Source organism: Streptococcus sp. 263_SSPC, assembly GCF_001071995.1.
In the GTDB taxonomy this organism is placed as follows: domain Bacteria; phylum Bacillota; class Bacilli; order Lactobacillales; family Aerococcaceae; genus Granulicatella.
On record NZ_JVNU01000046.1, the window covers coordinates 1 to 19,698 of the forward strand.

Genomic DNA, 19,698 nt, shown 5'->3' on the forward strand with positions numbered 1-19,698 from the left:
GTTTCTATTTCGTTTTTTACGGCCTGATTCTTATCTTCTAGGTTTAGCTGCTTTAAGTGATAGTAGTAAGTTGAACGAGCAAGTTTAATAATCTTTAGAAGAATATCTAAAGGAAACTCTGACACTAACTCTCTGACAATCTGCGTCTTTCTTCTTTCTCTTTTTCCTCCTTCAAGCGGAGTTCTCTCAACTTTTTTAGAATGGCATTCTCCGCTCTTAAATACTCATTTTCAGCCTGAAGGCGTTCTAGTTCTGTCATCTCTTCTGGTTTTTTCTTTGGCTTACGTCCCATTTCAGGTACTCTCCCTCTTGTTTTCTCAACAATAGTATACTTATTTTTCTTGTATTGTGCGAGCCAGTTATAAAGCATCGCACAACCTGGAAGACCGTATTCAAGAGAGACTCTTTCTATACTCAAACCTTCATGTAAGACTTTATCAATCATTTCTTGTTTTATTTCTGGAGGATAATAAATTTTCTTCCCTCTTTTTACTATCTCTAAACCATAACGATCAATCAATTTAATCATATAGACAAGATTTCTCGCATTTATACCGAACGTATCTGCAAGTCGTGCGTAGCTAACTCCTTGTTTTCTGAGTTCATAAATTTGAGCTTTATCCTCATAAGTTAATTTCATAAAAAAGCACCCCGAAAGTTAGATTTTCTGTCTAACTTTTGGGGTGCACTACACATGTCCATATATGGTATTTTTTTTGCTAAAAAAAATAAGGAATCCTACCGGACTCCTTATCTCTTACTTTCTTTTTTAGCCTCAATCTCAATAGCTGGGAAATCTTGACGCAATTTGTCAAAGAATGGCTGTAGATGTGCATCGGTCTCTTCGCCGATATTTTTAATTTGAATCTTTGTACTTCGAATCACGGCTTCTGGATCACTTGTTGCGAACACAAGGTACGACTTCATGAATCTGCCGCCTTCTTCAGGGTAAAATGTTTTTTCAAAGTGGTGTACGCCCTTCGTTTTGTTTAGATCATAAATTTCTAAGCCTTTTACAGTGGAGCAGAAGAAGTTTTTATAGATGTACACACCTAATTTATCATCGATATAATCGACTTTATTCAATAATGTAGATAAACGTTTGCCTTTCAACTCTGGATGACTCGCCACTAACGCTTCGGTGTTCTCATATCCTGCAAATAGACTGTTGTAGTACGTCGCAAATTTATGAAGTTTTTCAGCTGAATACACGAGTGCTAGCCCTGGGATGAAGAGGATAAGGGAGAGAATTAGGAAGAGTTTTTGTGTATCCTTTCCAGGTTTGATCGATACATAGTTTTGATAACGACGTGAAATTGGGAACTTGATGTATTTTTTCATCGCATCTTCGGTATGAGATCTATAATCCATCACTTTCTTATCGTGGAATTCTGGCTCAACAAAAGTACCCGCAACTTTTTCAGGATGATCTCTTAAGGTGTTTTTCTTATCAATTAATTGTTGTGCAGTGTCTTTATCTAGTTCCAAGCCGATGTACTGTGTCGTTTCGTTTCCATGAGAATCTTTTTCTAAATAAGAGACGATATACAGTGACCATTTACCAAAGTCCGAGTATTGAACAGGTTGCTTATCAATACCAGTGACCTTTACGATGGAATCTTCATTTTTTACGATATCATTGAGGTTAAAATATTTATTTTGTAGTTGTAATAATGGAACGTTTAGTCTTGTTAATGCAAAAACAAGGCAAAGCATAGCCGCCACGATTAAGGCCACCCCGGGATAAAAACGTTTATTATAACCACGAACGGGATTTTTGTGCATATGGAAAACTCCTTTTTCTTGTTAGTTCTATGGTAATGGAGATGGGTGGGAAAGGCAAGGGAGGAGTTGGTGTTGAGTACTCGAGTTAAAAGTCAAAACTGTAAAGAATGTATATGGCAATGTTTTATGGTATTTATACTTTTATGCAAATTGTAATGCCCACACCCAAATCCTTCGCACTGTGAAGGATTTTGCAGAACGTTTCACGTTCCTTCCGGCGTTCGAGTCCAACGTTCCATTTCTGGGCGCGATGTCTCACATCCTAGGCATTAAATTTTGGTGGTTAGGTTATCCATGCTATGATGGACCTATCGCAAAGGCGATGGATTAACCAATAAAGGAGAATTGTTATGAAAAAATCAACCAAATTATTAATGACGACACTACTTATTTCGTTAGGTTTGGCTGCATGTGGTGGCAATTCAACATCGACATCAAGTAATCAACAAAGTTTAACGATTACAACATTTGGAGAATTAGCAACATTAGATAGCGCGGACTACGATGATGTACCGAGCTCAGATATGTTAGGGCAAATTTTTGAAGGATTATATCGTGTCACTAAAGACAATAAAGTTGAATTAGGAATGGCAGCAGAAGAGCCAACTGTGAGTGCGGACGGCCTTGTATATACGTTTAAATTACGTGATGCAAAATGGTCTGACGGAACTCCTGTAACAGCAGGCGACTTCGTGTACACTTACCGTAAATTAGTAGACCCTAAAGAAGGACACGTGGCGCAATCGGCTGATGTGTTCAAAAACGCGAAGAAAATTCGTTCAGGCGAATTATCGACAGAAGAATTAGGGGTTAAAGCGATTGATGATAAAACATTAGAAATCACGCTTGAAAATCCTGCTCCATATTTACCAAAATTATTAACAGGGTCACGTTTCTTACCACAATCTGAAAAAGTGGCGAAAGAAAAAGGCGAAGGATACGGTTCTTCAGCAGATTCAATCGTGACAAACGGACCGTTCAAATTAGAAGGATGGACAGGTTCTGAACTTTCTTGGAAACTTGTGAAGAACGACGGTTACTGGGATGCAGCAAACGTTCAATTACAAAACGTTACTGTGAATGTATCGAAAGAAGTAGCGACTTCTGTTCAATTATTTGACGGAAAACAAGTCCAATACACAACAATCAGCGAACAATTCGTCGATCAATATAAAACGCAACCAACGTATCACGCTATTCCAAAAGCAACAATGGGGTACATGAATTTCAACGTAGAACGCAAAATCACAGGAAACAAACACTTCCGTCGTGCGATTGCGATGGCTTACGATAAAGCGGCTCTTGTAAACAACGTGTTAAAAGACGGCTCAATCGTTTCAAATGGTCTTGTTCCAAAGGGATTTGCTGAAAACCCAGAAACGGGGAAAGATTATGTGGAAGACCGTGGCGACTTACTCACCTACAATGTCGAAGAAGCGCAAAAAGAATTAGCTCTTGCTAAACAAGAATTAGGGATGGACACAATCGAAGTGACCTTATTAACGTCAGATGCAGGTAGTGCGAAAGTGGTTGGCGAATATTTACAAGCGCAAATCCAAAAGAACTTACCAGGCGTGACATTGAACATTAAATCAGTGCCATTGAAAAACCGTCTTGAATTACAACGTGCAGATGATTTCGACTTCTTCTTCGGAACATGGGCACCTGACTATCAAGATCCAGTAAACTTCTTAGAACAATACGTAACAGGTGGAGGAATCAACTTCGGGAACTACTCAAGCGAAGCCTACGATAAAGCAGTTGCTGAAGTGAAAACAACATACGCAACGAAGCCAGCAGAACGTTACAAACAAATGATTGCGGCTGAAAAAATCGTGATGGATGATGTGGCTATCGCTCCAATCTACCAAGCAAGCCAAAGCTACTTACTTGCTGAAAACGTAGACGGATTCGAAGTACTTCCATTCGGACGTACAATCAACCTCCGTCAAGCCTCTGTAAAATAATCATAGAAGCAAAAATAAGAGACTCGAAATTTCGAGTCTCTTTTTCGTTTTGTAAAAAAGCAAAATGTAACATATAAGTTACATTTTAACAATTCTCTCTTTGAACGATTTTGTCCAAAGTGGGATTTTTTATAAAGTTTTCGTCATATGGTAATACGGATGACCGCTTAAGATGCGTTCACTCTCAGGCGTGTAGCCTAGTTTTTCGTATAATTGATAGGCCTTCGTATTGTCCTTCTCGCAGTTGAGGGCGATTTTTGTGGCCCCTTGTTGGCGTGCTAAGTTTTCTACTTCGACCAATAATTTACGGCCGATTCCAAGACGACGATATTCGGGATAGACCGCTAATATATCGATGTACCATTCACCAGGCATCGTTTCCTTATCCTCGTAGAGCGGAATTTGATGCGGGGTATTGTAATCCTCGTACAATCGGTGGAACGGGTCGTCAATCGCGTCTTCTAAGTGTCCGTGGTAGCCAAAGATGGCCCCTGCGATTTTTCCTTCATGAATATAGACGAGGGTGTTCTTAAGTCCGTAGCGAAACTGATCGTCGAGCATGGCTTCTTCTAGCATCGCGTAGAGCATTTCCGGGCTCGTATGTTCCAAGATTGGCAGTTCCATATCTTGCATAATCAGTTCAATCAGAGGGATGATTTGTCGTCGTTCATCTCGCTTAGGTTGTCGAATCATTTCTGAACTCCTTGATATTGTTCCCGATAATCGGTTGGCGAAATCCCTGTACTCTTACGGAATTGTTTTGAAAAATACGTTGGAGTGGTAAATCCAACAATATCCGCCACTTGAGAAATCGAGTAATTCGTTGTTCGTAGTAAAATCTTGCTTTCTTTAATCCGGATGGCAATCAAATATTCCATCGGAGACATGCCGATTTCTTTCTTAAAGCTGTGTGAAATATAGAAACGGCTCAAGTGCGTCATCGAAGCGAGGTCTTCTAGCTGTATACTTTCGTGATAGTACGTTTCTAAGTAGTGCTTGATAAACGAAATATCCTTTGTCGCCTTGCTTTGTTTGCCGACTTCAAGATCGAAGTGTTGGTGACGTAAGATTTTGATTAATAAGATTTCTAATAAGTTATGACACACTAATTCGTAGCTCATCGATTGGGAAGTGGCCTCTTGTACCATCGCATTCAAATAACGCAAGATGTCTTTTTGCTCATCTCGCAAGTTGAAGAATGAAAATGGATGTCCACCTTCCGAGACGGGCGTTAAGTTTGAGAAGGAGAGCCCATTAATTCCTAGCACAATATATTCCAGCGGTTCATCTGGAGAGGATAATTCTGTATGTTCTACTTGCGGATTGATAATGACAAAGTCGTTTGGTTTTACAGGAAAACGTTGGCCTTGAATATTAAACTCGCCTTTTCCGTCTACAACGTAAAATAATTCCGTAAAAGGGTGCGTATGGAGCGTACTATGCCAGTCGCTGTCATATTTAGATTTTGTGATAGATTCCAATTGAAACGATAAGCTCTTAATATCGGATTCCATCATTAAATAACGTTCATTGCTCATTGTCTAACCTTTCTATTTGTAAAGAGAGTTAATAATATTATACACGTTGGGGAAAACGGTATCAATCTTAAACATTATATAAATTTTAAGTGAAATATTTAATAAAAGTTATGAAAATAATTGGAAGCAAGTTTTCATTCAGGTTTGGACGGTTTAAACGAAGAAAAATCATGTTTGCTTGACGCAACAAGAAAGGACAGGTATTCTAACCAAGAGTAAGAAAGGAGATTCATGGAAAGTAGGAACTAAATTTTCTAGAACCTAAAATCAGAGTAGACTTTATTGCGTTAAGTGCCCGGCGGATGGAATGTTGCCACTGGGACGAAAATGGAAACATTGCGGTAATTTAGTCGCATTCGCTGCATTTAAACAACACTAGAAATAGAAGTAGTTAAATGGAGCAACTCTTTACAAGTAAAGGAGATGCTAATATGGAAAATACAAAGAAATACAATCGAAAAAGAACACTGGATATTACAGTGATGGCGATGGTCGTAGCCATTCGTCTTGTCATGGAAATGCTGCCGACAATTAAATTCGGCCTCTACGTACAAATCGGATTTGGGTTTATCGGAGCAGCCATCGCAGGGGTGATGCTTGGACCGTGGCGTGCAGCACTTGTGGGAATTCTAGTCGATATCCTCGGAAACTTCTTCCGCGGAGAGAGTGGACAATTCTTCATCGGATACACCTTCACAGCTCTTGTCGGAGGACTCATCTACGGATACTTCTTATATAAGAGACCACTCAGATGGGAACAAATCGGACTCGCAGTATTACTCGTCACCATCTTCTGTAACCTCGGCTTGAATTCAATCTGGGTGTATATGATGACAGGGAAAGCCTTCGCAGCCTTCATGCCACTGCGAATCCTGAAAAATATGATCTCGCTCCCATTGAATACCGTCATCCTAACCGTGCTCTTTTCAAACAAAACCATGAAAACCTTAATAGAAAAATACAGGGTGTGAGGCTTCGCGCTCAGAAATGGAACGTTGGACCCGAACGACGCAAAGGAGTCGGTACGAGTCGTGCGTACGTTTGGGGAAACGCACGCCATTTCTGCGAAGCCGAACCCGACTAAAAACAGGATGTGAGGCAGAAAGACAGAAGCCAAGAATGATTTCACAGTGTGAAGTCATTCTGCTTTTATTGAATTCCAAATCTTTCACACTGTGAATGATTTCTCGCAAAGTTTATTAGACATTCTTGAATCATGAGTGATGAAAAGAATGTCAATAAACCACTGCGTCGAAGCGGTTGCGTATAAATATGGCGATGCACCCGAGCGCAAGTGACTTATGCGGCTATTCTAGGAAGCAAAACTTCACAGTGCGAAGTTTTGCAGTCCTGTGAGCCCGAGTTCAACTCCACAGGGTGTGAGTCCTTTTCAGCACCCCACCTAGCATTCCTACCCATTTAGGAGTAAAATAAAACCAAAGAACAACTATATAAACTAGTTAGAATCGAAGGGAGGCACAACCATGCCATTTATTCATGTTGAAATGATCGAAGGAAGAAGCCGTGAACAAAAAGAAGCCCTTGTCAAAGAAGTGACAGAAGTGGTTTCTAAACACACTGGTGCGCCAACAGAACACATTCACATCATTATTCAAGAAATTAAAGCAGAAAACCTTGGCCAAAACGGCAAATTAAGAGGTTAATTAACTTGTTTTTTTACATCAATGTTGTTAATCCCTAATTGAATGGAGGAGTACAATGATTAATAATAGTGATTTTGGTGGTTTTATTGTTTCGAATAATATTCTTGAGGGCAAGCCAATTCGATATACTTTTCGTGATCAATCTATAACCCCACCATTGAATGGATGGAATCTTTTATCCATTGAAGATGATGAAGAATATCTTTCAGATGCAGCCAATTTCAAAGTTCTAGGAGCTGATTCCATTTATGAGATTGCTCCAGTGATGCTAGAGATTTTCGAAGCGCCATATGGGACAGATTTATGTTGGCTATATGAAGAGGGTGTTCATGTGGGCTTTTACGATTTAGTCCAAGAGAGAGAAACTACGATAGAAGAAATTTTATCTTCAGCAAAATAAGCATCAATTAAAAGGTTCTTTATCAAATAGTGTTGATGAAGAGTTTTAGACAGGGATTAAGCAACTAATTGTTGCTTAATCTGATATGCTCCCTCTAAAGTAGATACTAAAAGGTAAACTACTTTAGAGGGGCATTTTTAAGTTGGCCAAAAAACCTACCACAATATAATTGTTTTTATATAGTGTGTCTTTTCGTGAGTTGCGTAGTGAATATGTTTAAGAACGGCACCAGCAAGATTTAATATGTATTTTTTGAATTATAAAACACATGGGCCTTCTGCATTTGAAGACCGAGATGGATTTAACGCTTATACAAATGAATTTAAAGAAAAGGTAGTTTAAGAGTTTTTAGAATCTAAAACGTATTTAATAGCCATCGCAAGAAAATACAAAATTCCTTGTGCAAAAACTGTATGAAATTGGATTATTAAGTGTACTAATGGGGAGGTCGCGAAGTGCTACTATCCTAATCCAGAGATATACACTATGAAATCTAGAAAAACTTTTGTTGAAAAGAATCATGATGTGTTTTTTGAACGCCTGGGGTACAATAGTAAAAGAAATGGTAGTGGAAAGGGAGCTTTTTGATGAGATTTCATGAAATTGGAGATAATCATAATCCTCATATTGTATTGATTCATGGTGGAGGGAATTCATGGTGGAATTATTTGCGACAAGCGCGTCTTCTATCAAATAAATACCATGTGATTTTACCAGTTTTAGATGGACACGGAGAAGAGTTCCAAAAGGAGTATGTATCCACGGAGCAATCTGCACAGGAAATTCTAGAGTATATAAAAGACCGATGTGATGGACATGTATTTGCTCTAGGTGGTGTCTCTCTTGGTGGACAAATTGTTATGGAGCTACTTTCGATAGATGCTCATATAGCTGACAAAGCCATTATTGACGGAAGTCTATGTATACCACAGCCTAAACTAGCGAAAATTAGCATCGCCTTTGTAAAATGTTTTGGGAAGTTGATGTTCGGTAAGTCTGCATGTAAAATGCAATTAAAACTCATGAGAAAGATGTATCCTAAGATGGCTTATCCGGAAGAATTAGAAAACTACTATTTGGAAGATATGCCACGGTTACCGATGAAAACATTAATAACGATTTATAACACCTATATGGCCAGTTATCAATTGAAACCAGCGATTTCAGATAGGTCAGCAGAGGTTCTCTATATTTATGGAGAAAAGGAAATGAAGTGCGTGAAGGAATCGGCAAAACTATTTCAACAAATGCATCCCAATTGTACTTTGTATGAAGCAAAGGGATATAATCATGGATATTTGTCTACTTATCTTCCCGTGGAGTGGATGGAATTAGTAACACCATTTTTAGAAAGAAACGAGAAACGTTAACAGGAAAGGAGGTTTAGCGATGTCACTTACCAGTCATATTGTCCGTACGTTATTTGCGATTGGGGACTTAAAACGAGACTTGGGTTGGGCTCCACCGACGAATGTAAAGACTGTTGAAAATATATCTTACGGATCCTGTGACAAGTGGCATTTGCTGGATCTCTATCGTTCAAAAGATGCGGAAGTCAAATTGCCAGTACTTCTGAATATCCACGGTGGTGCTTGGGTATATGGAGATAAGAAAGTATACGCTCCGTATTGTATGTATTTAGCGACTCAAGGATTTGCGGTAGTGAATGCTAGCTACCGACTTGCGCCGAAGCACACTTTCCCAGCACCTTTAGAAGATGTCGGGGCTATGGTGGAGTGGGTTGTAGACCATGCAGAAGATTATGGTTTGGATCTTTCTAACCTGTTCTTTGTGGGGGATTCTGCAGGAGCGCATTTAGCGACGGCGTATACGGCTGTTCAGTTGAACGAAGCTTATGCGAACAGTTTCCCTGGGATTAAAGTAGATGCAAAATTCGTTCCAAAAGGCTTGCTGTTAAACTGTGGCGTATTTGATATGGAAGCCGAATGGAAGAAACAAGGGCGCGCGTTGACGCCATTTTTAACGGATTTACTTGGAGCAAAACCAACTGTTGAAGCAGTGAAGCAAATGAGCCCGGCGCAGTATATAACTTCAAACTTTCCGCCTGTTCATCTAACAACGAGTAATGGAGACTTCTTACGAAAGCATTCGTATCACCTGAAGGAAGTGTTGGAGAAGAAGGGCGTGGAAGTTGTCTTTAAGGAATATGGAGAGAAAAAGAAACCACAAGGACATGTCTTCCATTTGAATCTGAAAAATAAAGTGGGGCAAGAGTGCAACGCGGACCAACTGCAGTTTGTAAAAGAAACGATGAAAAAATAAAACTCGAAGCAAATTTGCTTCGAGTTTTTGTGTTCATTGAGATTGATTAACACAAAATAATGAAATTATTTTTTAAAAATGTGAAATAAATATTAAAACCCTATTTCAATGATAGCGCTTTTATGATAAACTAATGTCAGAAGGAAGTGGGATGATGATAGATTTAATTAAGTTAGATACTGAAAAAAATAATCACCGAACCATAGATATCGATGCTGTATCAACGGAAGAGATCCTACGAAAAATTAATAATGAGGATAAGACGGTTGCTTCAATCGTTGAAGAGAGTATAGGGGACATCTCAAACCTAGTTGAGCAGATTGTAACTCGAATGAAAGTCGGTGGACGTCTGTTTTATATTGGTGCTGGAACGTCGGGAAGATTAGGAGTATTAGATGCTGCTGAATGCCCGCCAACATACGGAGTCGATAAAGGACTAGTTGTTGGGGTTATGGCTGGTGGAGATAACGCTATGTTTACCGCTCAGGAAGGGGCAGAAGACTCACTCGAACTTGCGGCGAAAGACTTGGCCTATTATCACCTGTCTGAAAAAGATACTGTCATCGGTTTAGCCGCTAGTGGTAGAACTCCTTATGTACTGGGTGGATTACGATATGCACGACAAGTTGGTGCATTGACCGGAACCATTTCTTGTGTGAAAAATGCAGAAATTTCAGAAGTTGCGGATTATCCAATTGAGGCAGTGACTGGTGCAGAGGCGATTATGGGATCGACTCGAATGAAAGCAGGAACAGCCCAAAAGTTAATACTAAATATGATTTCAACGAGTGTCATGATTAAACTTGGAAAAGTTTATCAGAATTATATGGTGGATGTGAAACCAACAAACAAAAAATTAGTGGTTCGATCCAAAAATATGATTCGTACATTGACAGGAGTCGATGAGGAAAGAGCAGAGCAACTTTATGAAGCAAGTGGCCATAATGTAAAGAAAGCACTTGTTATGGAAATCATGAACGTGGATAAAGAGACTGCTGAAGGAGCTCTTATAAATGGAGATGGACATATTAAACGCGCCATCCAATATTTAGGAGGTGATGTTTAATGCAAGATATGGAATTAATTATTTTCGAAATTATTAGTAACGGAGGAAATGCCAAAGCTTTAGTATATGAAGCGATGGAGGAATCTGAAAAAGGTAATTTTGAAGAGGCTAGAAAATTACTTGAAGAGGCAGATACATTTTTAAATAAAGCCCATCAAGTACAAACAGACTTAATTCAAAAAGAAGCTGCAGGTGAAAGAAATGAAGTTACTGTACTTTTTGTACATGCTCAAGATCACCTGATGACTTCGATAGAAGTAAGAACTCTAGCAGAAAATGTAATTCGAATGAACGAAAGACTTTGGAAGTTAGAGCATAAAGAGTAAGGAGAAAACGATGGCTAAATTTAGAAAATGGACTGTTAAGAACACGGACCAGAAAAAGCAATATAAAACAGCGATGGGAACCACAGATTATGATATTCCGATGTTTGGTTATAAAAGTGTATTGCTTATTATTGCCGCAATGGTAGTGTCAATGTTTGTGATTCCAGCAATTTGTGATTTGATTCATATCGATTTTAAATGGCCTTTTGTGATTATTGGAGGTTTTATCGCAGGTTTTTCAGTTTCATTTTCTCAATACTTTGTAAACTCTAAAAAAGGAATTACTAAAGCCTTTTGGTGGGTTGGTGGTATTTGGAGTATTGTCATCGGAATTATTTATTATTTTATCGTAATGACTGGAGTAATTTTATAAGAGACTGGAGGTGAAAGGTATGAAAATTTTATTAGTTTGTTCAGGAGGAATGTCAAGCGCAATTGTTGCCAAAGCATTACAAGAAGCAGGAACTAAGGAAGGGTTAGATATTCAGGTGGACGAATGTGGAACACAAGCTTTTGCTGAGAAAGTAAAAGAGGATTATCAAATTTCTCTTGTAGCTCCTCAGATTCGTCATCGTTATGATGTGTTAAAAGCTAGTGCAGATGAAGCAGGCGTTCCATGCTTACTCATTAAGCCACAAGGATACACTCCATTAGGAGGACCAAAATTGCTTCAACAAATCAAAGAAGAATTAAAAATTTAATAAGGAAAGTGGGGATATTTTATGTTTGATAAAATCACTGAATTTATGGATACAAAGCTGTCGACACCGATGGCAAAATTAGCAGAACAACGCCATTTAAGAGCGATTCGTGATGGTATTATTGCAACTTTACCAATTATTGTCGTTGCGTCAATGTTTTTAGTAATTGCCTTTCTTCCAAACTCAATGCCAAAAGAATGGGGAATTACTCAATTTATTCAAGCAAACCAAGCTAAAATCTTATTACCTTACCGTGTGTCAATGTACATCATGACACTTTATGCGGTATTTGGAATTGGTTTCTCTCTAGCATCTTCTTATGATCTAGATGGTTTATCAGGTGGGATCTTAGCAGAATTAGCATACTTACTAACTATCATTCCTAAAGCAATTCCAGCTGCTTCTGCAGAAGTAAAAGCTTTAGCGGATACTAGCGAACCTTTGAAAAACTACTTAGCTTCATTGCCTTCAGGTTTTGTACTCCCTATGAGTAATCTGGGGTCCGCGGGGATGTTTATTGGGATCTTATCTGCGTTCGTTGCGGTTGAAGTTTATCGCTTCACTCAAAAGAGCGGATTCAAGATTTCAATGCCACCACAAGTGCCAGCATCAGTTGCGCGTTCTTTTGAAGCTTTAACACCAACAGTAATCGTATTATTATTCGTTTCAACAATTACAATGTTCATCGGTATTGATGTTCATAAGATTGTAGGTAGTATCGTTGCTCCATTAGTACAAGCGACAGATTCAATCTTCTCTGTTATTGTAGTAATCTTCTTATCACAATTCTTCTGGTCATTTGGTATCCACGGTTGGTCAATTGTCGGATCTCTTGCACGACCATTATGGTTAGTATTGTTAGAAGAAAATACTACTGCATTTGGGAACGGTTCTGCAATCCCTAATATTGCAGCTGAACCATTCTATCAATGGTTTGTAATGATTGGTGGTTCTGGGGCTACTATCGGATTAGCTATCTTACTAATCTGGCGTTCAAAATCTGCATATGGTAAATCTCTCGGTAAGACAGCATTTATTCCAGCAGTATGTAACATCAATGAACCTTTAATTTTCGGTACACCGATTGTATTAAATCCACAATTAATCATTCCGTTTATTTTAGCACCATTAGCAAATGGGGTAGTAACTTGGATTGCAATGTCTACAGGCTTAGTAAACAAAGTGGTTGCAAGTGCGCCTTGGACACTTCCTGGACCAATTGGAGCATTCCTAGCTACAGGTAGTGACTGGAGAGCCATTGTATTAAACGTAGTATTAATTTTATTATCAATTTTAATTTACTATCCATTCTTTGCAATGTACGACAAATCATTACTAGCTCAAGAGCAAGAGCAATAAGAATGAAGTTCTAAGCCCTGTTCTAGTAACAGGGCTTTTCTGTATAAAAGAGTAAGGAGAAAATGAATGAGACGATTAGGTATATCAATTTATCCTGAAAAAAGCACTCTAGCTGAAATTAAAAGTTATCTAAAAAAAACAAGTGAGTTCGGCTTTTCTAGAATTTTTTCGTGTTTATTATCTGTGAATAAACCAGCAGAAGAAATTAAAAAAGAATTTACTGAGATTAATGAATATGCACACTCGCTTGGATTTGAAGTTATTGTAGACGTTTCGCCTCGAGTGTTTGGGGAACTGAATATTTCGTATAAAGATTTATCTTTCTTTAAAGAAATTGGAGCGGATGGAATTCGTCTAGATGCAGGTTTTTCAGGGTTAGAAGAGTCAATTATGACGTATAATCCTCAAGGGTTAATTATTGAAATCAACATGAGTAATAACGTGCATACATTAGATACGATTATGGATTACAGACCAAATAAATATAAATTGTATGGCTGCCATAATTTTTACCCACACCGCTATTCAGGTTTGAACTTAGAATTCTATAAAGAATGTACGAGACGATTTAATCAGTATGGATTAAAAACTGCAGCATTTGTTACTTGTGGCGATAAAAATGCATTTGGACCTTGGCCAACAACAGAGGGCTTGCCAACTTTAGAACTTCATCGTGAATTACCATTAGATGTACAAATTAAACACCATATTGCGATGGAATTAGTGGATGATATTCTGATTTCTAACTGCTATCCAACGGACGAAGAATTAAAATCTTTACAAGGACTTGATTTAGATTTGGTAACTTTTGATGTTGAACTCGTGGAGGGAATTCCGGAAATTGAAAAGAAAATTGTGTTAGAGGAATTCCACTTTAATAGAGGAGATCAGAATGACTACTTTATTCGTTCAACACAGAGTCGTGTGAAGTATAAAGGGCATCGTTTTGAAGTGTTTAACGCTACAGATAAGATCCGTCGAGGGGATATTATCATCGAAAGTAGTGAATACGGTCATTATGCTGGAGAATTGCAAATTGCCTTGAAGGATATGAAAAATTCAGGCAAGACAAATGTTGTCGGAAAAGTAGTGGATATTGAACACTTTATTTTAGACGAATTAAAACCATGGCAAAAATTTAAATTTAGATTAGGATAAACATAATGGATAAAAAGCAAAGAATATTATGGGGCGGAGCTACCGCTTCTAGCCAATATGAAGGTGGTTTCACAGACTCGAAAGGGTTAGATACGCAAGATTGCCGTGCGTATTTACCACGAACTTCGAACGCAACAGAAGAAACACGATTATTAACGAAAGAAAAAATTGAAGAAGCTAAACGCTTGGATAGCGGCAAGTATTATCCGTTCAGAAACGGGACAAAAGGTTTTGAACATTTGGAAGAAGATATTGAATACCTAGATGAGTTAGGGTTAGATTTATATCGGTTTTCTATTAGTTGGGCAAGACTTTTTCCAAATGGAGTAGAAGAAGTACCTTCTCCAGAAGGGGTCGCTTATTATGATCGAGTTTTTAATCTCTTAACAGAAAAGAAAATTAAAATCTTTTTGACTCTCAATCATTATGCAATGCCGATTTATTTGGTAGAGCAGTACGGTGGGTGGAAAGGAAGAGAATGTATCGAGCATTTCATGCGTTTTGCTACCTTTGTTTTTGAAAGATGGGGGAACTTAGTCGAATATTGGTTGCCATTTAACGAGATTAACGCAGGGTACTTTAGCCCATTCAATGGTGTTGGTTTGTTGAAAGGTGAAAATGGGTTTGATTTATCTGATGTATTCCAAGCTTTACACCATCAGTTTGTTGCAAGTGCAAAAACGATTAAGTTAGCTAGAGAAATGAAACTCCCCGGTCGTTTTGGATCTATGATTGCTTGTTTCTGTTATTATCCGTTAACTAGTAGACCGGAAGATAATTTAAAACTAGTTTTTGAAGAGCAAATGAACCAATGGTACTGCATGGATATTTTGTCTAAAGGAGAGTATCCATATTATGCAGAAACCTTCTTTGAAAACAAAAATATTGTTCTAAACATTACGGATGAGGACAAGAAACTATTAAAAGAGAATACTTGCGACTTTGTTTCAATTTCTTTCTATACATCATCTGTAATTACTGTGGAAGAAGCAGATAAAACAGCTGGGAATTTGGTAGTTTCTACTAAGAATCCTTATTTGAAAGCCAGTGAATGGGGATGGCAAATTGATCCGGTTGGGCTAAGAACTTCATTACATAAAGTGTACGAACGATATGGGAAGCCGGTAATCGTATCAGAAAATGGATTAGGCGCACGTGATGTACTGACTGAAAATGGAGAAGTTCATGATGAGTATAGAATTGACTATATGAAGAGTTATTATGAGCAAGCCCAATTGGCGCTAGAAGATGGAGTTCCACTTGAAGCTTATATTGCTTGGGGAATCATTGACATTGTATCTGCTGGAAGTTGTGAAATGGATAAACGCTATGGTGTTATCTACGTAGATGCAGATAATCTAGGTAATGGAAGTTATAAGCGATATAAGAAAGATAGTTTCTATTGGTATAAAGACTTCATTCAAAAGTATAAAGAACAAAATAACGGTTAAAGAAATGATGTTTTATTTAATGGTTGAAGAGAGTGTGTTATATGAGTGTGCTGTATAAAATAAAAAGCTCGATCGATGCTTTTACGGAAACAGAACGTAATATAGCTGAATTTATTTTTGAAAATAAACAAATAGTGTTAGATTCTAATGCTAAAGAATTGGGGGAGCTGACAAAAACATCAGCATCAGCTTGGGTTCGATTTTCAAAGAAAATGGGGTATAAAGGTTTACCAGCGTTTAAAGTAGAATTAGCAAAAGAAAAAGATAGTTTAGATGAAGGTGATATTGAGACCTTTTTAAACTCAAGCGATTCCTTGATGATGTTACTTCAAAAAACAGAAAATATGTTAACTCAGAATATCAAAGAAACCTTTGCCTTACTTGATTATCATGCTTTAGAGAAAGCAATTGAATCGATTAATGAAGCAAAAACAGTTTATTTATTAGGAGTTGGCGGAAGCAGTATTGTTTGTTTAGATTTCTATCATAAAATGACACGTATCCATCAAGAAATCATATACGATCGTGATTTGCATACATTAATGGCACGTGTAGCACAGCTAGAGAAAGGCGATGTTGTTATTGTCATTAGTTATAGTGGCGAGACAGAATCCGTAAATTCGATTGCCAAAGTTGCAAAAAAACTTGGAGCTAAAGTTGTAGGAGTTACAAAGTATAACTTAAAATCGACTTTATCAACATTGTCAGATATCCGATTGTTTGTTCCAGTGGAAGAAAAAGAAATTCGTCTAGGTTCTATCACTTCTCGGAATAGTTTATTAACGATTACCGATTTACTGTATTACGGAATTGCGAAGAAAGATTTTAATATTACAAAAGACTTGCTTGTTAGAACACGACAATTCATTAAGGAGGTTCAATAATGCTGGCAGTAGGGTTAATGTCTGGAACATCTTTAGATGGTGTGGATACGGTCCTTTGTGAAATTACTGGGTACGATGAATCCACACAAGTAAAACAATTAAACTTTATTACGGTAGATATTCCGGAAAGTTTACGAACAAAAATTAGAAAATGCTGTAGCAGAGAATTAATTCCTGTGGATCTGATCTGTTCTTTGAATTTTGAATTAGGCTATCTTTTCGCGGATGCAGTAAAACGTATTTGCAAAGAGTCCAATGTTCAATTAGAAGATTTGTCGTTTATCGCAAGTCATGGACAGACTATTTTCCATATTCCGAAAGCTTATGATGATTATGTCCCAAGTACATTACAAATTGGAGAAGCGGCAATCATTGCGAATGAATGTAAAACAGATGTGATTTCAAACTTCCGCGTGATGGATATGGCGGTAGGTGGGGAAGGAGCACCTTTAGTTCCTTATAGTGAGACTTTACTATATGGTGAAGATCATCAAGCAGTGGCGCTGCAGAATATCGGAGGTATTGGAAATGTGACTGTTCTTCCTAAAAAGGGAGATGAGAAAAAAGTCATTGCTTTTGATACGGGTCCAGGGAATATGATGATTGATGAAGCTGTTCGAACTTTCTATGGAGAGAAATATGATAAGGATGGATTTTATGCTCGACAAGGAAAGATGATACCGCAACTGGCAGAAGAACTAAAAGAGCATCCTTACTTTAAGATGGATCTTCCGAAAACCACGGGTAGAGAAATGTTTGGAGAACATTTTACAAGAGGGCTTCTTGAAAAGTATCGCTCTAATGATGCGAACGACATTATTCATACGTTAACGTGGTTTACGGCCTATTCGATTGCATATCATTATAAGAAACATTTGATTGGTGCATATGATTTGAAGAAGTGCATTGTTGGTGGCGGAGGTGCCTATAATTCTTATCTACTTGAGCTCATCCAAAAAGAGATGCCAGAAGTTCAAGTGATTACACAAGAAGAACATGGTTTTTCTTCTGAAGCAAAAGAAGCATTGGCATTCGTGATTTTAGGGAATCAAACGTACCATAGAAGACCATCTAATGTTCCTTCTGCCACTGGCGCAAAGAAGAGTGTCATATTAGGTCAAATTACCTATCCAACTTTATAAAAAAACAAAAATGCCTATTGTGAATTTTCACAATAGGCATTTGTTTTTATAAATAAAAGACACTTTCCGTTGCCGATTTAGAGGGAATAATATTTAAACGTTTTTGAGAAGACTCAATTGCAGAAATACAACTATTCAGTACTGTGGAATTTTTCTTAGCGACACTTCCTTCAAAAGCGACAGGAATGATAGTTTCATTGTTACAAGATAATAGTGTTCTTGCGATATCTTTTCCAGCTTGTTGAGCGAGAGTGTGTAAAAAGTAATTGGCGTCATATGTGCTGCAAAAGCTAGCAAGTTTTGCAACTTCTGTTTTTGGTTCTGAATAGACCGTTTGTACAATGGTGCTTCTGTCAGGGAAGAGTTCTTTCAGCATTGGAACTAATTCACAGAAATCTAAAGGAGATTCAGCATAATCTAGATAATCAACATATGTTTTTAAGATCTGTTTTCCAATCCAGTAGCCGCTACCTTCATCACCTAGAATGTGCCCCCAACCACCTTTCTGAATAAATTCTCCGTCTTTTCTTGAGAGAAGCGAAGACCCTGTTCCTGCGATGAATAGATTCCCATCGTTATTTTTGAATGTAGCAATATGACTCATTTTTAGGTCAGAATCAACTACGAAACGACATAAGATTTTTTTACTAAAAGCATCGGTCAATTTTTCGACAACTGTCCCTGCTCCTGCCATACCAATAGAAATACAGTTGATATCTGAATATTGGAGATTGTTATTTGAGAGTAAGTGCTCAATAACTTGTACTACATTTGATACTGCAAGCTCGAAGTTTACAATCGGATTTCCCATCTCTCCAATATATTCATCAACGATTTCATGATCTTTGTATAAAACTCCTTTTGTCTTTGTGCCTCCGCCATCAATTCCGATTCTCATAGTAAAACTCCTTTCATACATATTATTGATTAAGATAAATAGTTTCAGTTTGGATTGTCCCCTAAAAAGCTATAGAAAAACCACCCATAAAAGGGTGGAGCTCTAAGTTACAGAGAAATAGTGACTTTAATATTATTTTCTCAATTCATGCGTCAACTTGTAGCTGCTTTCTAGAATGTCGTTTTCACGACTTTCGTCTTTTTGAAGAAGACCCAAGTAGAGTAAGTCGACTAAGAAGAGTGAGTCGTTACGGCTGGTAATGGCTGCAGAACGAATCGATTTTTCATGGCGAGGAACTTTGAGACAATACGTGCTAAGAGCATCTAGATTGTTGTTTCCTTGTGCGGTAATGGATACCGTTGGAATCCCTCGTTTTTTAGCGATATCAAACGCTGCAGTGACTTCTCTTGTGTTTGCAGAGTAGCTGACCCCAATCACTAAGTCTTTTTCGGTAGCGTTACTCAAACTAGCTAATTGAATATGAGAGTCAGTGTGGTAGACGATATTTTTACCGATACGGCTAAGTTTAAAGTAAATGTCACTACAGACCATCCCTGAAGCGCCAACCCCAAAAGTGTAGATTTTACGCGCGTTCTTAAGTAAGTCAATGACGCGGTCAAGTGTGTCGTCGTCGATTAGTTCAATCGTCATTTCATAAGAACGCGTAACCGTCTTAATTAATTTGGATTGAATCGTTTTAATGGAGTCATCCTTGTCGATTTGTTCATCGATGGATTGTGAATTTTGTTGCGCCAAATTCACCTTGAAGCGAGAATAAGAACGGAACCCAATTTTTTTAATATATTTACTAATAGAAGAAGACGAAACCCCAATTTCATCTGCTAATACATGAATGCTCGAAGAAAGCACAACATCAGAGTGTTTGGCGATAAATTCTTCAATTTTTTTATCTGTTGCTGTTAAAAACTTTTTCATAGAATCCCTACCTTTTTCGAGAAATATTGTTTCCGATTTCATTATACTGTATTGAAATAAAATTTACAACGCTGTATAATAGTTTTATGAAAAACGATTTCATTATGAATTTTAGTGGAATTTTTAAGAGGAGGTGGAGA

At 37.8% G+C, this 19,698-nt stretch carries 20 protein-coding genes, 1 pseudogene and 1 riboswitch; of the genes and pseudogenes, 15 read left to right on the forward strand and 6 right to left on the reverse strand.

The window, feature by feature from the left end; all coding sequences use genetic code 11:
- Together ADH02_RS06680 and ADH02_RS06685 are read right to left on the reverse strand one after the other, a co-directional pair.
- Positions 1-640: pseudogene (locus ADH02_RS06680) on the reverse strand (transposase); the annotation flags it as partial.
- A gap of 110 nt (positions 641-750) precedes the next feature.
- A complete protein-coding gene (locus tag ADH02_RS06685; RefSeq protein ID WP_048783591.1) occupies positions 751-1,785 on the reverse strand; it encodes a hypothetical protein in 1,035 nt (344 codons plus the stop codon).
- A gap of 350 nt (positions 1,786-2,135) precedes the next feature.
- Here ADH02_RS06685 and ADH02_RS06690 point away from each other — a divergent pair, with 350 nt between their 5' ends.
- Entirely contained in the window at positions 2,136-3,752 is a 1,617-nt protein-coding gene (locus tag ADH02_RS06690; RefSeq protein WP_048783593.1) for a peptide ABC transporter substrate-binding protein, read from the forward strand.
- A gap of 129 nt (positions 3,753-3,881) precedes the next feature.
- Here ADH02_RS06690 and ADH02_RS06695 read toward each other — a convergent pair whose 3' ends face one another.
- Together ADH02_RS06695 and ADH02_RS06700 are read right to left on the reverse strand one after the other, a co-directional pair.
- Entirely contained in the window at positions 3,882-4,445 is a 564-nt protein-coding gene (locus ADH02_RS06695; RefSeq protein ID WP_048783594.1) for a GNAT family N-acetyltransferase, read from the reverse strand.
- A complete protein-coding gene (locus tag ADH02_RS06700; RefSeq protein WP_048783596.1) occupies positions 4,442-5,290 on the reverse strand; it encodes an AraC family transcriptional regulator in 849 nt (282 codons plus the stop codon). The genes ADH02_RS06695 and ADH02_RS06700 overlap by 4 nt, the downstream gene beginning before the upstream one ends.
- Before the next feature lie 266 nt (positions 5,291-5,556).
- Positions 5,557-5,654: riboswitch (THF riboswitch) on the forward strand.
- 67 nt (positions 5,655-5,721) lie between these two features.
- On the opposite strand from ADH02_RS06700, the gene ADH02_RS06705 reads away from it, so the two are divergent.
- The 14 genes from ADH02_RS06705 (at position 5,722) to anmK (ending at position 17,724) form a co-directional block, all read left to right on the forward strand.
- Complete coding sequence (locus ADH02_RS06705; protein ID WP_065427028.1) at positions 5,722-6,261, forward strand: folate family ECF transporter S component; 540 nt, start codon at positions 5,722-5,724, stop codon at positions 6,259-6,261.
- 513 nt (positions 6,262-6,774) lie between these two features.
- A complete protein-coding gene (locus tag ADH02_RS06710) occupies positions 6,775-6,954 on the forward strand; it encodes a 2-hydroxymuconate tautomerase (protein WP_005606505.1) in 180 nt (59 codons plus the stop codon).
- 55 nt (positions 6,955-7,009) lie between these two features.
- Positions 7,010-7,354, forward strand: a complete 345-nt coding sequence (locus ADH02_RS06715; RefSeq protein WP_048783599.1) for an immunity protein Imm33 domain-containing protein — start codon at positions 7,010-7,012, stop codon at positions 7,352-7,354.
- A 587-nt stretch (positions 7,355-7,941) separates the two neighbouring features.
- Positions 7,942-8,724, forward strand: a complete 783-nt coding sequence (locus tag ADH02_RS06720) for an alpha/beta fold hydrolase (protein ID WP_048783602.1) — start codon at positions 7,942-7,944, stop codon at positions 8,722-8,724.
- 19 nt (positions 8,725-8,743) lie between these two features.
- A complete protein-coding gene (locus tag ADH02_RS06725) occupies positions 8,744-9,637 on the forward strand; it encodes an alpha/beta hydrolase (protein ID WP_048783603.1) in 894 nt (297 codons plus the stop codon).
- 151 nt (positions 9,638-9,788) lie between these two features.
- Positions 9,789-10,703, forward strand: coding sequence for an N-acetylmuramic acid 6-phosphate etherase (gene murQ, locus ADH02_RS06730; RefSeq protein WP_239681748.1), 915 nt, complete (start codon positions 9,789-9,791; stop codon positions 10,701-10,703).
- The gene (locus ADH02_RS06735) at positions 10,703-11,029 is read left to right on the forward strand and encodes a PTS lactose/cellobiose transporter subunit IIA (protein ID WP_005607782.1); all 327 of its coding nucleotides are present in this window, start codon (positions 10,703-10,705) and stop codon (positions 11,027-11,029) included. Before murQ ends, ADH02_RS06735 begins: the two co-directional genes overlap by 1 nt.
- A gap of 10 nt (positions 11,030-11,039) precedes the next feature.
- Positions 11,040-11,402 (forward strand): hypothetical protein, encoded by a 363-nt coding sequence (locus tag ADH02_RS06740; protein WP_048783605.1) that lies wholly within the window; start codon positions 11,040-11,042, stop codon positions 11,400-11,402.
- Positions 11,403-11,421: 19 nt separating this feature from the next.
- Positions 11,422-11,730: a PTS sugar transporter subunit IIB gene (locus tag ADH02_RS06745; RefSeq protein ID WP_048783607.1), complete on the forward strand. Its 309-nt coding sequence runs from the start codon at positions 11,422-11,424 to the stop codon at positions 11,728-11,730.
- 21 nt (positions 11,731-11,751) lie between these two features.
- On the forward strand, positions 11,752-13,089 hold the full coding sequence (locus tag ADH02_RS06750; protein WP_048783609.1) for a PTS sugar transporter subunit IIC: 1,338 nt from the start codon (positions 11,752-11,754) through the stop codon (positions 13,087-13,089).
- Positions 13,090-13,155: 66 nt separating this feature from the next.
- Positions 13,156-14,247, forward strand: a complete 1,092-nt coding sequence (locus ADH02_RS06755) for a DUF871 domain-containing protein (RefSeq protein WP_048783610.1) — start codon at positions 13,156-13,158, stop codon at positions 14,245-14,247.
- A 5-nt stretch (positions 14,248-14,252) separates the two neighbouring features.
- Positions 14,253-15,698, forward strand: a complete 1,446-nt coding sequence (locus tag ADH02_RS06760; RefSeq protein WP_048783613.1) for a glycoside hydrolase family 1 protein — start codon at positions 14,253-14,255, stop codon at positions 15,696-15,698.
- Positions 15,699-15,739: 41 nt separating this feature from the next.
- On the forward strand, positions 15,740-16,582 hold the full coding sequence (locus tag ADH02_RS06765) for a MurR/RpiR family transcriptional regulator (RefSeq protein WP_048783615.1): 843 nt from the start codon (positions 15,740-15,742) through the stop codon (positions 16,580-16,582).
- On the forward strand, positions 16,582-17,724 hold the full coding sequence (gene anmK / locus ADH02_RS06770; protein WP_048783616.1) for an anhydro-N-acetylmuramic acid kinase AnmK: 1,143 nt from the start codon (positions 16,582-16,584) through the stop codon (positions 17,722-17,724). Before ADH02_RS06765 ends, anmK begins: the two co-directional genes overlap by 1 nt.
- Before the next feature lie 46 nt (positions 17,725-17,770).
- On the opposite strand, the gene ADH02_RS06775 is transcribed toward anmK, so the two are convergent.
- Together ADH02_RS06775 and ADH02_RS06780 are read right to left on the reverse strand one after the other, a co-directional pair.
- Positions 17,771-18,622, reverse strand: coding sequence for an N-acetylglucosamine kinase (locus tag ADH02_RS06775; RefSeq protein ID WP_048783618.1), 852 nt, complete (start codon positions 18,620-18,622; stop codon positions 17,771-17,773).
- 132 nt (positions 18,623-18,754) lie between these two features.
- Entirely contained in the window at positions 18,755-19,558 is an 804-nt protein-coding gene (locus ADH02_RS06780) for a MurR/RpiR family transcriptional regulator (RefSeq protein WP_048783619.1), read from the reverse strand.
- Positions 19,559-19,698 lie beyond the last annotated feature (140 nt).

Bases quoted from the DNA above. Each gene is read 5' to 3' on its own strand.
- ADH02_RS06755 (WP_048783610.1), top strand. From the start codon at position 13,156: ATGAGACGATTAGGTATATCAATTTATCCTGAAAAAAGCACTCTAGCT.
- ADH02_RS06700 (WP_048783596.1), bottom strand. From the start codon at position 5,290: ATGAGCAATGAACGTTATTTAATGATGGAATCCGATATTAAGAGCTTA.
- murQ (WP_239681748.1), top strand. From the start codon at position 9,789: ATGATGATAGATTTAATTAAGTTAGATACTGAAAAAAATAATCACCGA.
- ADH02_RS06690 (WP_048783593.1), top strand. From the start codon at position 2,136: ATGAAAAAATCAACCAAATTATTAATGACGACACTACTTATTTCGTTA.
- ADH02_RS06740 (WP_048783605.1), top strand. From the start codon at position 11,040: ATGGCTAAATTTAGAAAATGGACTGTTAAGAACACGGACCAGAAAAAG.
- ADH02_RS06775 (WP_048783618.1), bottom strand. From the start codon at position 18,622: ATGAGAATCGGAATTGATGGCGGAGGCACAAAGACAAAAGGAGTTTTA.
- ADH02_RS06705 (WP_065427028.1), top strand. From the start codon at position 5,722: ATGGAAAATACAAAGAAATACAATCGAAAAAGAACACTGGATATTACA.
- ADH02_RS06735 (WP_005607782.1), top strand. From the start codon at position 10,703: ATGCAAGATATGGAATTAATTATTTTCGAAATTATTAGTAACGGAGGA.
- ADH02_RS06685 (WP_048783591.1), bottom strand. From the start codon at position 1,785: ATGCACAAAAATCCCGTTCGTGGTTATAATAAACGTTTTTATCCCGGG.
- ADH02_RS06780 (WP_048783619.1), bottom strand. From the start codon at position 19,558: ATGAAAAAGTTTTTAACAGCAACAGATAAAAAAATTGAAGAATTTATC.
- ADH02_RS06725 (WP_048783603.1), top strand. From the start codon at position 8,744: ATGTCACTTACCAGTCATATTGTCCGTACGTTATTTGCGATTGGGGAC.
- ADH02_RS06760 (WP_048783613.1), top strand. From the start codon at position 14,253: ATGGATAAAAAGCAAAGAATATTATGGGGCGGAGCTACCGCTTCTAGC.
- ADH02_RS06765 (WP_048783615.1), top strand. From the start codon at position 15,740: ATGAGTGTGCTGTATAAAATAAAAAGCTCGATCGATGCTTTTACGGAA.
- ADH02_RS06750 (WP_048783609.1), top strand. From the start codon at position 11,752: ATGTTTGATAAAATCACTGAATTTATGGATACAAAGCTGTCGACACCG.
- ADH02_RS06695 (WP_048783594.1), bottom strand. From the start codon at position 4,445: ATGATTCGACAACCTAAGCGAGATGAACGACGACAAATCATCCCTCTG.
- ADH02_RS06710 (WP_005606505.1), top strand. From the start codon at position 6,775: ATGCCATTTATTCATGTTGAAATGATCGAAGGAAGAAGCCGTGAACAA.
- ADH02_RS06715 (WP_048783599.1), top strand. From the start codon at position 7,010: ATGATTAATAATAGTGATTTTGGTGGTTTTATTGTTTCGAATAATATT.
- ADH02_RS06720 (WP_048783602.1), top strand. From the start codon at position 7,942: ATGAGATTTCATGAAATTGGAGATAATCATAATCCTCATATTGTATTG.
- ADH02_RS06745 (WP_048783607.1), top strand. From the start codon at position 11,422: ATGAAAATTTTATTAGTTTGTTCAGGAGGAATGTCAAGCGCAATTGTT.
- anmK (WP_048783616.1), top strand. From the start codon at position 16,582: ATGCTGGCAGTAGGGTTAATGTCTGGAACATCTTTAGATGGTGTGGAT.